This is a genomic window from Parabacteroides faecalis (genome assembly GCF_022809355.1).
Lineage (GTDB): Bacteria > Bacteroidota > Bacteroidia > Bacteroidales > Tannerellaceae > Parabacteroides > Parabacteroides faecalis.
In genome coordinates, this window is sequence record NZ_JAKZMM010000037.1 from 12,847 (window position 1) to 27,523 (window position 14,677).

The 14,677-nt window shown below is 40.8% G+C and carries 9 protein-coding genes; 6 read left to right on the plus strand and 3 right to left on the minus strand.

Annotated features, from left to right (window positions below; all coding sequences use genetic code 11):
* The first annotated feature begins 55 nt into the window (after positions 1–55).
* The 6 genes from MUN53_RS13295 (at position 56) to MUN53_RS13320 (ending at position 11,443) form a co-directional block, all read left to right on the plus strand.
* Positions 56–3,037, plus strand: a complete 2,982-nt coding sequence (locus MUN53_RS13295; protein ID WP_243325966.1) for a SusC/RagA family TonB-linked outer membrane protein — start codon at positions 56–58, stop codon at positions 3,035–3,037.
* Between the two features lie 15 nt (positions 3,038–3,052).
* Positions 3,053–4,645, plus strand: coding sequence for a RagB/SusD family nutrient uptake outer membrane protein (locus MUN53_RS13300; protein WP_243325967.1), 1,593 nt, complete (start codon positions 3,053–3,055; stop codon positions 4,643–4,645).
* A 21-nt stretch (positions 4,646–4,666) separates the two neighbouring features.
* On the plus strand, positions 4,667–5,068 hold the full coding sequence (locus MUN53_RS13305) for a hypothetical protein (RefSeq protein ID WP_243325969.1): 402 nt from the start codon (positions 4,667–4,669) through the stop codon (positions 5,066–5,068).
* Positions 5,069–5,361: 293 nt separating this feature from the next.
* The gene (gene pulA, locus MUN53_RS13310) at positions 5,362–7,365 is read left to right on the plus strand and encodes a type I pullulanase (protein WP_243325972.1); all 2,004 of its coding nucleotides are present in this window, start codon (positions 5,362–5,364) and stop codon (positions 7,363–7,365) included.
* 24 nt (positions 7,366–7,389) lie between these two features.
* Positions 7,390–8,766: an MFS transporter gene (locus MUN53_RS13315; protein ID WP_022454939.1), complete on the plus strand. Its 1,377-nt coding sequence runs from the start codon at positions 7,390–7,392 to the stop codon at positions 8,764–8,766.
* Between the two features lies 1 nt (position 8,767).
* Entirely contained in the window at positions 8,768–11,443 is a 2,676-nt protein-coding gene (locus MUN53_RS13320; RefSeq protein ID WP_243325973.1) for a 4-alpha-glucanotransferase, read from the plus strand.
* 104 nt (positions 11,444–11,547) lie between these two features.
* Here MUN53_RS13320 and MUN53_RS13325 read toward each other — a convergent pair whose 3' ends face one another.
* From MUN53_RS13325 to MUN53_RS13335, 3 genes are all read right to left on the minus strand, one after another.
* Complete coding sequence (locus tag MUN53_RS13325) at positions 11,548–12,306, minus strand: DUF6261 family protein (protein ID WP_243325975.1); 759 nt, start codon at positions 12,304–12,306, stop codon at positions 11,548–11,550.
* Positions 12,307–12,330: 24 nt separating this feature from the next.
* Positions 12,331–12,624, minus strand: coding sequence for a hypothetical protein (locus MUN53_RS13330; RefSeq protein ID WP_243325977.1), 294 nt, complete (start codon positions 12,622–12,624; stop codon positions 12,331–12,333).
* A gap of 153 nt (positions 12,625–12,777) precedes the next feature.
* Positions 12,778–14,655 carry a SusD/RagB family nutrient-binding outer membrane lipoprotein gene (locus MUN53_RS13335; protein WP_243325979.1) on the minus strand — a complete coding sequence of 626 codons (1,878 nt, stop codon included), beginning with the start codon at positions 14,653–14,655 and terminating at the stop codon, positions 12,778–12,780.
* Between the last annotated feature and the right edge of the window lie 22 nt (positions 14,656–14,677).

The window sequence follows — 14,677 nt, forward strand, 5'->3', positions numbered from 1 at the left end:
TTATGTGCTAATCGTGGAAAACAAAATTTTTAGTTAACCTGAAAAAAGGATGTCTATGCTTAGAAAGAAAATGTTCTCTTCTTTCAAACATTCGAGGACTGCAGCAGTCTCGATGTTGATGTCTTTCTGTATGACAGGAGCTGTCTTTGCACAGAAAGGTATGATTAAAGGTACTGTAGTGGACGAAAATGGCGAACCGGTTATCGGTGCTAATGTCCTAGTAAAAGGAACTACTAACGGAACAATTACCGACATGGACGGTAATTATGTTATTAACGTGGAAAACATGAAAAATGTAGTCCTGCAAGTTTCGTATGTGGGATACAATTCCATTGAAGAAGCTGTAAAAGGACGCGAAACAGTTCCTATTAAACTAGAATCTTCCGTAGTAAATTTGGGAGAAGTCGTAGCAATCGGTTACGGTACACAGACACGTAAGGAAATTACAGGTTCTGTAGCCAATGTCTCTGAAGAAAACTTCAACAAAGGTGTTACACGTGATGCCTCTGATTTGTTACAAGGTAAAGTCGCTGGTTTAACAATTACTTCCGGTTCAGGCGATGTAACCCGTGGTTCACAAATCCAGTTGCGTGGTACTTCTACTTTGCAGAATGACCAAGGTCCGATGATCGTTATTGATGGGGTTCCTGGCGGTGATATGTCAACGGTTTCTCCAACAGATATCGAATCAATTTCTGTATTGAAAGACGCCTCTTCAGCTGCTATTTATGGATCTCGTGCTGCTGGTGGTGTTATCTTGATCACAACCAAACGCGGTTCAGGATCTAAGACGCAAATTAATTATGACGGTTATGTAACCGCTTCAACTGTTGCCAACAAGCCCGACATGCTGAATGCAGCCGAATGGAGAGCTGCCAATGAAGCGTTAGGGAAAGATATTTCTATCTATGATAAATATAACAATGACACTGATTGGTTCGATGAAATGACTCGTACAGGTATTTCTCAGCAACACTCTTTGTCTTTGTCGGGTGGTTCATCAAAGAGCAACTACCGTGCATCCTATACCTATATGGACCGTAACGGTGTTGCCCGTGATAACTGGATGAAGCGCCATAGCTTCCGTTTCCAGTTCCAGCAGCGTGCCATCAACGATCGCTTGCGTATCGGATTAACCGGTTCTGCAACATTAACTGATATGCAGATGCCGTTTGCAGATGACTTCATCTTGGCCTACAACATGTTGCCTGTATATCCGGTTTATAATGCAGATGGTTCTTATTTCACCGATGCGAACCACAATTACGACCAAGGTAACCCGGTACAGAACCAGGATCAGAACTATAAGAAAAGAACAAACAACTATTTCTATGGAGCTGGTGATGTACAATTCACTATCATAGATGGATTGACAACCAAAGTTCAATTGTATAAGAGTCGTTTTAATTCTGATTATAGTGAATGGCAAGATCCTCGTAACTCCAGAGGGCAAGGTTCCACAGGTCTAGGTGTCCGCCAAGCAAGAACTTGGGATCGTGATTTGTTGGAATGGACAGGTAATTATAACAAAGCTTTCGGAAGTGACGAACAGCATAAATTAGATGCTATCATCGGTTACTCTTGGGAAAGTAATAAATATGCCGATCAAAGATCACAAGTTTCAAACTTCGCTGTGGTAGGAATGGGAGCAGATAATCTGCAAAGTGGTAACTTATTACAAATTGGTAACATCACTTCCAGCCGAAATGAATATAAATTGATCTCTTTGTTTGCCCGTGCCCACTATAGCTATTTGGAAAGATATATGATCACCGCTACAGTACGTCGAGATGGTTCCTCTAAGTTCGGTGCCAATCATAAGTGGGGTACTTTCCCATCCGTATCAGCAGCTTGGGGTATCAGTCAGGAATCTTTCATGGAAGATGTTAAATGGGTAAACGACTTGAAACTGCGCGCCGGTTATGGTGTAACAGGTAACCAGGACGGTTTACAGCCTTATAAATCATTGGATCTGTATTCAGCAGCCGGAACTTATTATAACAATGGAGCATGGCCTATTGCTTATCGAATGTCACAGAATGCCAATGCAGATTTGAAATGGGAACAAACAGCCATGTTGAATATCGGTTTGGACTTTACATTATTCAACAGCCGTTTGAACGGTACTATCGAATGGTATGATAAACGGACTTCTGATATGCTGTATAATTATGAAGTTTCTACTCCTACCTATGTGTATAATACCATTGCCGCTAACGTAGGTGATATGAAGAATACCGGTGTTGAAATTTTATTGAACTTAGACGTTATCCGTAACAAGAACTTCACATGGAATACTTCTATCAACTTAGCACACAATAAAAATGAAATCACAAAGTTGTCTAACGAATTATATTCTACAGGCAAAGTATATGTAGGTGACCCATGGATCCGTGGTGGTTCAGGTGTAACATCACATGTATTGGAAGTTGGTCATCCAGTTGGCCAATTCTACATGTTGAAATGTAATGGACTAGACGAAAATGGTAAATATATCATCGAAGATATCAACGGAGATGGTCAGATTACAGACGATGACCGTACATACTGTGGTGATGCCCAGCCGGATTTGACTTACGGATGGAATAACACCTTCACTTGGAAGAACTGGGATGCCAGCATCTTCTTCCGTGGAACTATCGGCAACAAAGTCTTGAATAACCCGCTGGCTGCCTATGGTAACAACACGTATATTGATGGTAACAATGCGATGGACAATGATGATTTGTTAGTATTACGTGAGAACTCTCGTATATGCTCATACTACATCGAAAATGCTTCATACCTTCGTTTAGACAATATGTCAATAGGTTACACATTCAATACAAAGAAAATTGACTGGTTGGAAAAAGCCCGCATTTATGTAGCAGGACAAAACTTGTTCGTAATTACAGGCTATAAAGGTCTTGACCCTGAAGTAGAAAACTTCCGTGGTGAAGCCAGTGATAATAATGCCGGTTTGGATCCAGGTATTGAACCACGTAACTATATGCCAAAAGCAAGATCATTTACATTTGGTGTTAACTTAACATTCTAATAAGGAGATTTACTTATGAAACGAAAAACTATATTATCTTTTTTAACAGGAATATGTATGTTAGGAGGTTTAACATCATGTTTTAATTTGGATGAAACGGTGTATGACAAACTTCCTGCAGAAACATTCGGCCAAACAGAAGTTGAAATTAATGCGTTGGTAGGCAACGCTCATAATACAATGAAACGTTTTGCTACAACTTTCATGCATACCTCTGAATGTGCCGGCTCTATGGCTGTTGTCCCGACTCGTTTAGGCGGTGACTGGTACGATGGTGGTCAGTATGCAGAAATGTACATGCATTCATGGACAGGTATGACTCTTCGTATCCGTGACTCATGGGATGCTGCTACTGAATCGATTGCTACTTGTAACGCAGCAATCGACCTACTCCAAAACACTACTATCCTAAGTGACATTGATAAAGAAAAGAAAATAGCAGATGTACGTGGTGTACGTGCTTTTTGGATTTATGTTATGATGGATTATTGGGGAAATATACCTTTACTAGTTGAATACAGTGCAACAGACAAAGTATATCCTAACAATTCTTCTCGTCAGACTGTATTTGATTGGTTAACAACAGAGCTAAACGAGATTAAAGATATTTGTCCAACAGTATCTACTGCTAATTATGGTTCTTTTACACAAGGTGCTGCTTATACTTTATTAGCTAAACTGTATTTGAATGCAGAAGCTTGGGGTGTAACTACATCTGAAAACAATTATCAAAAGGTAGTTGAGTACTGCGACAAAGTTATGTCGTTGGGATATACCTTGGAACCTAATTGGAAAGATAATTTTAGTGTCAACAACCAGAACTCAAAAGAAGCTATCTTAGCAGCAACTTTCAGCAGTGCCGATACAGGTAGCGATGGTAATATCAAATGGGAACTACACAACAATACCTTGCACTATAAAGATTATTTAGCGTTAGGAATTGATGCAGCAAATACATGGAATGGTATTTGTGCCCAGCCGGATTATGTAAAATTATTCCCGGAAGATGATCCTCGTCGTGAAGGTAGTTTCTTGATTGGAATGATGATTGATCAAACAACAGGAGAACCTGTTATAACAGACCATGGATATGAATTAAATCATACAGTTGATGTTACCATTATTCCTGGCACAGAATATGCCGGTTCTAACTGGGGTGCAGTTAATCAGCATGATGGTGCCCGCTGCTTCAAATGGGAATTCGCTACGGACTTAACAACGTCAATGGAAAATGACTTCCATATTTTCCGCTTGGCCGATGTATATTTAATGAAAGCTGAAGCTTTATTACGGGGAGGAGGTAATGCCGGTGAAGCTACAACCTTAGTTAATGCGATCCGTGAACGCGCATACGGCAATTCTGATCATGATTATTCAAGTGTGTCACTTGCCGATGTTCAACTTGAACGTCGCTTAGAACTAGCATGGGAATGCCATTCACGACAGGATGATATCCGTTTCGGTTGTTACGACCAAGGTATGTGGCCAGAATCAAATTGTGCTCGTCTTACAGGTGAACATCTGAAATTAATGCCTATTTCTCAGGATGCATGGCAGTTAAATCCGAATTTAACTCAGAATCCGGGTTATGCAGCTTTCAGTAATTAATTTATAAAAAACTTATTTATCATGAAAAAGTTGTTCTTTATCTTATCATTCTGTTTTATTGCATTACTATCAAGTTATGCAAGTATATTATTCGATTCGAATTTAACAGAATCTAACTCAACAAATAATTATCCTATTGTATCTGGTTGGTGCGAAACAAATATTAGTAGTTATAATTTCAGTGGCACACTAATTAATATTAGTCCTGAAGCTACTACAGCTAATATTTTATTAGATTCTCCTAAGTTTTCATCATGGGAAGTTAGCACTATTCCAGAAAGAAATCTTATTTCTGCGGTTAATAATTACATTCAAGTTTCAGCATTAGAGAGATCCCTTATAGGAACATCTATATGTATTACAGGAGTTTTAGAAGATACTGGTGAAACTATTTCTATAACTTTAATTTTCCGTAGTAACTAAGAAAAAAAATGAGATTGAGCCCAAATTCAGTTTTTGAAAATTGAATTTTCAATTTGAAATTTGAGCATCTTAAAAGATTAAATAATGGTCGTATCGATCTCCTTGCTGAGTAATGATACGACCATTTTTTTAATATCACAATTACAATCTATAACTTTTCGGTGTGGTCATTACTGTTTTGCCATTTACTCATTTTTATTATATAAATAATCTCTACTCCCCCATTTTTTCTTTTTCTGAAATTCATTAGTTTTGCTTTATAAAACAAGTTGCTAATCAATAAACCAAGGATCATGAAAATCAATCAGCTATCTACATTTATTTGCATGAGTATATGTATGACAGAATTTGCGTATGCTCTTCCACCCGCCGAAGGAATGCAAATTGTAGCAGAACCAGATTATATCATTCCGAATCAACCTATCTGTGAAATGAGCTATTCGCCGGCAGCGACTCAATTCTCTTTATGGGCTCCTTCTGCCATCGAGGCAGAAATCCGGATTTATACTTCATACGACAGTCCGGAACCAGAACAAATTGTTCCTCTCGATCCTGATCTACAGGGAAGTTGGAATCAAACTATACAAGGAGATCTGAAAGGGAAATTCTATACATTCCGAGTAAACATCGATGACGTGTGGCAAAAAGAAACTCCTGGAATCTTTGCTCGTGCCGTAGGCGTAAACGGAGATAGGGCAGCCATTATTGATTTCCAGGAAACTAATCCTGAAGGTTGGAACGATGACATCCGACCGGCAATGAAAAATCCGGCAGATATTGTCTTATACGAAATGCATCATCGTGATTTTTCTATCCATGCTTCATCCGGTATCCAACATAAAGGAAAGTTTATCGCCTTGACAGAAGTTGGAACCACAACTTCCGATGGACAAAAGACAGGTATTGATCACTTAAAGGAATTAGGTATTACCCACATACACATTTTGCCTTCATTTGATTTTGCCTCTGTCGATGAAACAAAATTAGACCAAAATGCTTATAACTGGGGATATGATCCGAAGAACTACAATGTGCCCGATGGTTCGTACGCTACGGATCCTTACAATCCGGTTACCCGTATCAAGGAATTTAAGGAAATGGTACAAGCCTTACATAAAGCCGGTATTCGAGTTGTACTGGATGTCGTTTACAATCATACCTTCTCAGCAGCCGATAGTCCGTTTGAACGGACAGTCCCCGGTTATTTCTTCCGTATGTACGAGAATGGGGAGTTCTGTAACGGATCGGCTTGTGGAAATGAAACAGCCAGTAACCACCGGATGATGCACAAATACATGGTTGAATCAGTTTGTTACTGGGCTAAAGAATATCATATTGACGGATTCCGCTTCGATTTGATGGCAATCCACGATATAGAAACCATGAATGCTATTCGGGAAGCCCTTAATGCCATTGATCCAACCATCCTGACATACGGTGAAGGTTGGGCTGTCGGTAAATTGGGATATGATGACAATAAACTGGCCTACAAGAAATATACCTTCCGAATGCCGGGAATTGCGGCCTTCAGCGACAACTTGCGCGATGGTTTACGTGGTCCGTTCTCTGATCACCATAAAGGAGCCTTTTTAGTAGGTTTACCAGGACATGAAGAAGAAGTAAAATTCGGTATTGCCGGAGGTGTCTTACATAAGCAAGTGAAGGCAAACGACTTCTGGGCAGCCGAACCTACCCAGCATATCAGTTATGTAAGTTGTCACGACGATCATTGCCTGCGTGACCGATTGGTAAATACATTAGGAAATGATACTTCGGAAGAGACAGTACTTAAATTGGATAAACTGGCTCAAACAGCTGTTTTGACCTCACAAGGCGTTCCTTTTATCTTCTGTGGAGAAGAATTGTTCCGTACCAAGCAAGGAGTAGGCAACAGTTACAAAAGTCCGGATGCCATCAATGCAATTCCTTGGACGAATAAAACAAAATACCACGATCTGTTTCAATACTACAAGGAACTGATTGCTATCCGTAGGGCACATCCCGCTTTCTATTTAGGCACAGCCGAGAAAGTACGTGAACATTTGGAATTTCTGCCAACAGAAGGAGATAATCTGGTTGCCTTTCAATTAAAGGATATACAAGGAATCGATCCTGCACAACGGATCATCGTTGTATTGAACAGTAATAAGACAAACCGGAAAATACAAATCCCGGACGATACCTATCAGATAGTCGTAAAGGATGGTAAAGCTGATCGAAACGGATTAGGTACTCATGCTGGTCCGAATCTGGAAGTCGAAGCGCAATCGGCTGTTATCTTAATCAAGAATCAATAATCATCTAAAACACAAAATACATACATGAAAACAATACCCGACCATAGTTTTGGAAAATTATGGAACATCAGTTTCGGATTCTTTGGCGTACAAATTGCGTATGCCTTGCAAAGCGCCAATATCAGTCGGATTTTTTCCACTTTAGGAGCCGATCCACATGAGTTAAGTTATTTCTGGTTGTTACCGCCTCTGGCCGGTATGATTGTACAACCGATCATCGGTGCTGCCAGCGACAAGACATGGACACGCTGGGGACGCCGTATTCCTTATCTATTTCTTGGAGCAACACTGGCCTTGATCGTCATGTGCCTCTTGCCTAATGCCGGAAGCTTCGGATTTACCGTAGCCCAGGCCATGATCTTCGGTTTGTTTGCCCTGATGCTGCTCGATACCTCTATCAATATCGCCATGCAACCGTTCAAGATGATGGTAGGCGATATGGTGAATGAGAAACAGAAAAGCCTCGCCTACTCCATTCAAAGCTTTCTCTGTAATGCAGGTAGCCTGGTAGGTTATCTCTTTCCGTTTATTTTCACATGGATTGGTATAAACAATATTGCACCGAAAGGTGTCATACCCGATTCTGTGATTTATTCTTTCTATATCGGAGCCTTTATTTTGGTCTTATGTGTCTTTTATACTGCTTTTACGGTAAAAGAATATCCACCCAAAGAATACGCCGAATATCACCAGATCGCTCCGGAAAACCCGCAGGAGAAAAGTAATGTCTTCACATTATTAAAGCATGCACCTTCGGTATTCTGGACAGTCGGACTCGTTCAGTTCTTTTGTTGGGCTGCATTTATGTTTATGTGGACCTATACCAGTGGAGCCGTAGCTACCCAGGCCTTTGATACCCCTGTAATCGAGAAAGTTGTCGGTGGAATCACCTCCGTAGTATTGAATACACAGTCTGTAGAATATCAGAATGCAGCCGATTGGGTTGGGATTCTGTTTGCCGTACAGGCTATAGGTTCAGTCCTGTGGTCAATAGTCATTCCTAACATCCGAAATGTAAAAGTAGCCTACATGATAAGCCTGTTACTGGGTGGTATCGGATTTATCTCCATCTACTTCATCCATGATCCGTATGGATTGTTCGTTTCCTTCTTATTGGTAGGTTGTGCATGGGCTGCTATGTTGGCTTTGCCTTTTACTCTGCTGACCAACGCTTTGAAAGGAGGACATGTAGGTATTTATCTGGGATTATTCAACTGCACAATATGTGTTCCACAGATTGTAGCCGCAGCTACCGGCGGTTCTTTATTGCGTATGCAAACCGAAGCCGGTTCATTACCACCCGAAACCAACATGCTGGTATTAGCCGGAATCTTTTTACTGATCGGAGCAGCTTGCGTAGTTTTTATCAAACAACATTCAGAAACATCTAAATCCAACTAACATGAAAATATCTTTTCAGATTCCTTATCATACACATTGGGGAGAAGACGTCCGGATTCTGTTTTCCGACGGCATGGTACATCCGCTTCATACTCGCAACGGAGAAATCTGGCGTGGCAGTATCGAACTGGATACGGCTACCAGTCCGGCTGAATTGAGTTATCAGTATGCCATTTTCCAAGACGATGTATGTATCCGCAAAGAATGGAACGGCGTAAAGCGGCGTTTGAATATGAATCCGGCTTATGCCCGACTAATTCTAAACGATGCTTGGCGTGATCGTCCGGAAGATTCTTATTTCTATAGTTCGGCCTTTTCCGGTGAAGAAGCACCTTATTATCCCTCCGGAACAGAAGTCAGTCATGCAAAATCTATCTTGTTGAAAGTACGTTGCCCACGTTTCCGCCATAAGAATTGGAAACTGGCCATTAGTGGCAACCAGCGTATTTTAGGTGAATGGGATGTAAAAACACCCAAGATGATGCAACCCTGCGGACCCAATGAATGGTGTATCTTACTTGATGCTACGGGCATTAGATATCCTTTCGAATATAAATACTTAGCATGGGATACAGAAAATAACTGTGAAGGAGAATGGATCAGCGGTAATAATCGTCAGATTTCTTCCTTACCTCTGCAAGAAGGTGATTTATTAGTAATCTCTGATGATGAAGTACATTTTGATCTGCCAGCCTGGAAAGCAGCCGGTGTAGCAGTACCGGTCTTTTCACTCCGATCAGAACAGAGTTTTGGTGTCGGTGATTTCGGAGATTTGAAGAAGACGATCGACTGGGCAGTCCTGACCGGACAAAAGGTTGTACAGATTCTTCCGATTAACGATACTACTATAACACATACATGGACCGACTCATATCCATATAACAGTATTTCGATCTATGCCTTCCATCCGATGTATATCGATCTGAATCAATTGGAAGCATTAGAAGATGCCGGACAACGGGAAAGTTTTGAACAGCAGCGGTTGAAATTGAATGCTCTGCCACAAGTAGATTATGAAGCTGTAAATCAATACAAACTGAAGTATCTGCATCTCCTATTCCAACAGATGGGAGAAACATTATTGGAATCGACTGGTTTCCGCCAGTTCTTTAAAGAGAACAAACACTGGCTGGTTCCTTACTCTGTTTTCTGTTATTTGAGAGACAAATATGGAACACCTGTATTCCGTAACTGGCCGGAACATCAGGTTTACCACGAAGAAGTCATTACACGAATGGCAGAGGAAGATACAGCATGTCGTCCTGTAGCTCGCTTCAATTACTTCTTACAATACGTATTGCATATCCAACTACGTGCTGCCAGTGAATATGCCCGTAGCAAAGGTGTTCTTTTGAAAGGTGATATCCCTATTGGTATCAGTCCGAACAGCGTAGAAGCATGGACCGAGCCGCATTACTTCAACCTCAATGGACAAGCGGGGGCTCCACCCGATCCTTTCTCGGAGACTGGTCAAAACTGGGGTTTCCCAACCTACAATTGGGATACCATGCAACAGGATGGTTATAAATGGTGGAAAAAACGTTTCCATAAGATGGCAGAATACTTCGATGCCTATCGTATTGATCACATCTTAGGCTTCTTCCGTATTTGGGAAATACCTTCACATTCCGTACAAGGTTTATTGGGCCAGTTTGTCCCTGCCTTACCTATGTCGGCCGAAGAAATCAACCGTTTTGGTCTGTTCTTCCGCAAAGAAGCATTTACCAAACCTTATATAACCGAAAACATCCTGGAAGCGAAGTTCGGCGAACTGAAAGAACAGGTTAAACAGGAATATTTGTTCCAAATCACCCCACATGAGTATGCTTTGCGACCGGAATACAATACACAACGTCAGGTGGAACAACATTTCCTGGGGAAGAACGACCCACAGAACAATTTGTTGCGTAATGGCCTGTTCGAATTGATCAATAACGTGTTGTTCGTAGTTGATCGAAAAGATCCGAACCTCTATCATCCGCGTATTGCCGTTCAGAATGAACCGGTATATGAAAGCCTGACTCCTTCAGAAAAAGCAGCCTTCGACCAGCTTTACACGCATTATTTCTACCATCGCCACAACGACTTCTGGTATCACGAAGCCATGAAGAAGCTGCCGGAACTGACCGATTCGACCCGGATGCTTGTATGTGGTGAAGATTTGGGTATGATCCCGGATTGTGTGAAAGGTGTGATGGACGAACTTCGTATTCTCAGTCTTGAAATCCAGCGGATGCCGAAGAATCCAGCCGAAACATTTGGCGATCCGGCACATTATTCGTACCGTTCGGTATGTACCATCTCGACTCACGATATGTCAACCCTCCGAGGATGGTGGCATGAAGATGCGAACCTGACACGCCGTTATTTCTATGACGTACTAGGTGGTTGGGGTGATTATCCGACCGAAGCACCGGGTTGGTTATGCGATACCATTGTCTTGAAACATCTACTGGGCAACTCTATGCTCTGTATCCTCTCTCTACAAGATTGGCTTTCAATCAACGAAGAAGTACGTTATCCCGACGCAGATACCGAACGGATCAACGTTCCCGCCAATCCACGTCACTATTGGCGATACCGGATGCACATCACGCTCGAAGATCTGATGCAACGTACCGCCTTCAACGATCGTATCCGCGATATGATCGGGAAATCGGGGAGAATAAATAATTGAAAATAAATCAGGCACGGATGACTGGAATCTACATATAAAGTCCATATCATCCGTGCCTACATTATATTAATAATAGATATTTATTACTCAGCAACTTCCGAGCCCTATTCTTTCTTGTTCGCTTTTGCTTGGGCAATACGTTGGTTATAAAGCGCACGGGTTTCATCAATCAACGCATTCAGATCCTTTATGAAGGTATCAATGATTTCGCTCGGATAGCAAATGCTATTGGCAAATGTCACATTCACCATGTAATCATAATATTCCCCCATCCGGTTACGTACCACTTTACTTTCTTCCAACTGCAAAGCAGCCTGGTCATGAGTACGTTGCTGGGTCAGTTCAGCATACATACCGTTTGTCTCTTCCAGTCCAGTTATAACTTCTTCCAAGCCCAACAATTCTACCAACGAAGCGTTTTCTTCCTTCTTCATATCCAGCAACAAACCGTCGATCTGCGCTGTTTCCTGCTGATTCGGCAGTCGGTAGCACTGCGCATAAGGATACAACAATTTATAAAGCGTATTAGCAGCCTGTCGGCGTGTAGCAATAGGAGATCCTTTTTCCGTACGCAATACGGAGAATAAAAATAATACCCAACTATCACGTTCCTTGTCTAAAGAACCCATATCTTCCGTCTGTAAACTGATACGGCTTCTCGAAACAATGTCGGTCAAAGTGGAACGGTCTTCTTCAAATACCAAGAAATCGGCTACCTCGAAGCCCAAGGCCGAAGTTTCCGGTGCCTCTTCCTTCGTTCCAGTCGTATTCACCAAGTCCGAGAACCGCGACATGAAATTGGCGAACTCGGCATTGTTGAGTTTCTCCAAACCCATAGCCTGGATTTTAACAATGGATTTCATACACAATAACTCATTTATTTTATTCTAACTATTTTCTATATCCATATTTTGTTGAAAACAAATAAAACCGAATAATAAACCCAAGGCCTCACCCTTGATAAGATCTGATTCAGGGTCTAAATTAAGGCTTGCATCACTTGCAAAGTCTGATTCAGGGTCTAAATTGGAGTTTGCACCACTTGCAAGGTTCGATTCAGGGTCTAAATTAGGGGTTGCACCATTTGCAAGGTTCGATTCAGGGTCTAAATTGGGGATTGCACCACTTGCAAGGTCCAATTCAGGGTCTAAATTGAGGGTTACACCACTTGCAAGGTCCAATTCAGGGTCTAAATTGGGGGTTGCACCACTTGCAAGGCCTAATTCAGGGTCTAAATTTCATTTTGCAAGTATTTCAAGGGAGTTTTATTCTAGCAGAGATAGTAAAAACGGGTTGTTAAGCCCATAACTTACAACCCGTTTTCTTGCTCTTATTTATAAGCTAGGACCTTCACCATATTGTGGAGCACCCTGATCTTGCCAAACACGTTCACTATTCAAAACTCCATCAGCAGAACCGATACTGAAACCTTGAGTTTCATAAGCATTCATTAAAATATCATACATCAAGTCGGTTGGAGAAGGAGCACTCAATACAGTACGACGTGGAATTTCAGTAACAGGTAAACCATTAGCCGAATAATCTTCGCGATCCCAAATTGTTGAACCAATTTTAGGAATACCTGCACGGCGGCAAGTTACCCAAGCATCTATTGGTGACATCAAGAAATGTAAAGTCTGCTGGATATAGACTTTTTCCAAATCTTCTGTATTATTACCTGTTAGCTGATAAGCTTCGTGAGACATCATGGTTTCAATTTCGCCTGCCTGCAAATCGATAACTTTTTCATTCGGATCATAGTTATATGTCGTACCGTAATAAGGAATACGATTCAAACTAGCCAAACGATCATATTCTTCAACAGAAGCACGCAACGCTGTATTAAAATATTCAGATGCTGTTTGTGGCAGATTAGCTCCTAACAACTTAAATTCAGCCAAATATAAATTAACTTCGGCAGTCGTCAGATACATACCAAACCAAGGCATATCATCTACATCTTGAATAACTGCATCTCCAGAAGCAACAGGCAAAGTAAAATCAATACGTCCATAAACTTGCTCTGTTTGGAACATACTAAACGGCTTGTAGGTATAATTATCATCGTACTTACAATTGATATCATAATTGAACCAATCACCATAAGTACCAGCCTGTTGACCTGCATTAAATGCTAGAGGCAAACCATGATAACGTACCCAAGGTTCTCCCGGAGCTTTCCAAGATTCAAATTTATATGTACCATCAGAACCCACTGTATAGTTAATCTTATCCATAATGTAGGAAGGTACATCACCTTGACGTTTAGCATCAAAGAATAACTGTACAACTTTTGAATTCCAATCGTTCTTTTGGAATATGAAACGAACACGTGGATCCAGATTGTTCACCATCAAATCAATGATGGACTGAGAACCGGCAGAACTTTGCAAAATACCATTACTCCAATGGTATACATAATCATTATTTGATGTATTATTAGTAGCTTTATTGAACAAGAAGTCATCAGCTTCACTATTAATATAACCACAAGAAGCATTTGCTACTTCTTCAGCAATTTGTAAAGCACGAGCTCTATCTTGTGAAATTAAACGAGCTGCAATCTTCAATTTCAATGAATTTGCCAGTTTGGCCCATTTTGCAGCTTGTCCTCCAAAGACAGGATCCTGTACCGGATCAAACTCTTGTTTTTCTGCCGTCATGAAAGTATTGATATTTTCATCCAACTGCGTCAGCCATAGATCATACAAATCAGCAATTCTATCATATTTAGGAGTTAATGTACCTCCATGTAATACCTGAGCTGCTTCCGTATAAGGTATATCTCCAATAAAATCAGAATCGAAAATACCCATATAAACACAGAGTACATTCATAGCAGCTTCATACTGAGCATAAGCAGCACTCTCTTCTGGAGTCATTTCAGAACGAACATATTTGATTTCATTCAAATACTTCAATACACGGATAGAACTACTTGTACTTGTTCCTCCTTCAAATATAGTGGAAGTAACACTTTCTATAGGAACCATGATTTGCATCCAATTATAAATCTGATTGGCATTATAAAACCAATAGGTATAATCAGAAGGTTCGAATTCCAATACTCCTTGCGAAAATAAATAGCCTACGTTACCTTTTGTCACGGAACTTGGATCTACATTTACTTCTGCGAAATCGTCTTGACAACCAGTCATTAGCAAAGAAGAACCTGCTAACAAAAGAGAAGCCATTATTGATATATTTTTCATCTTATATTCTTTATTAATGTGT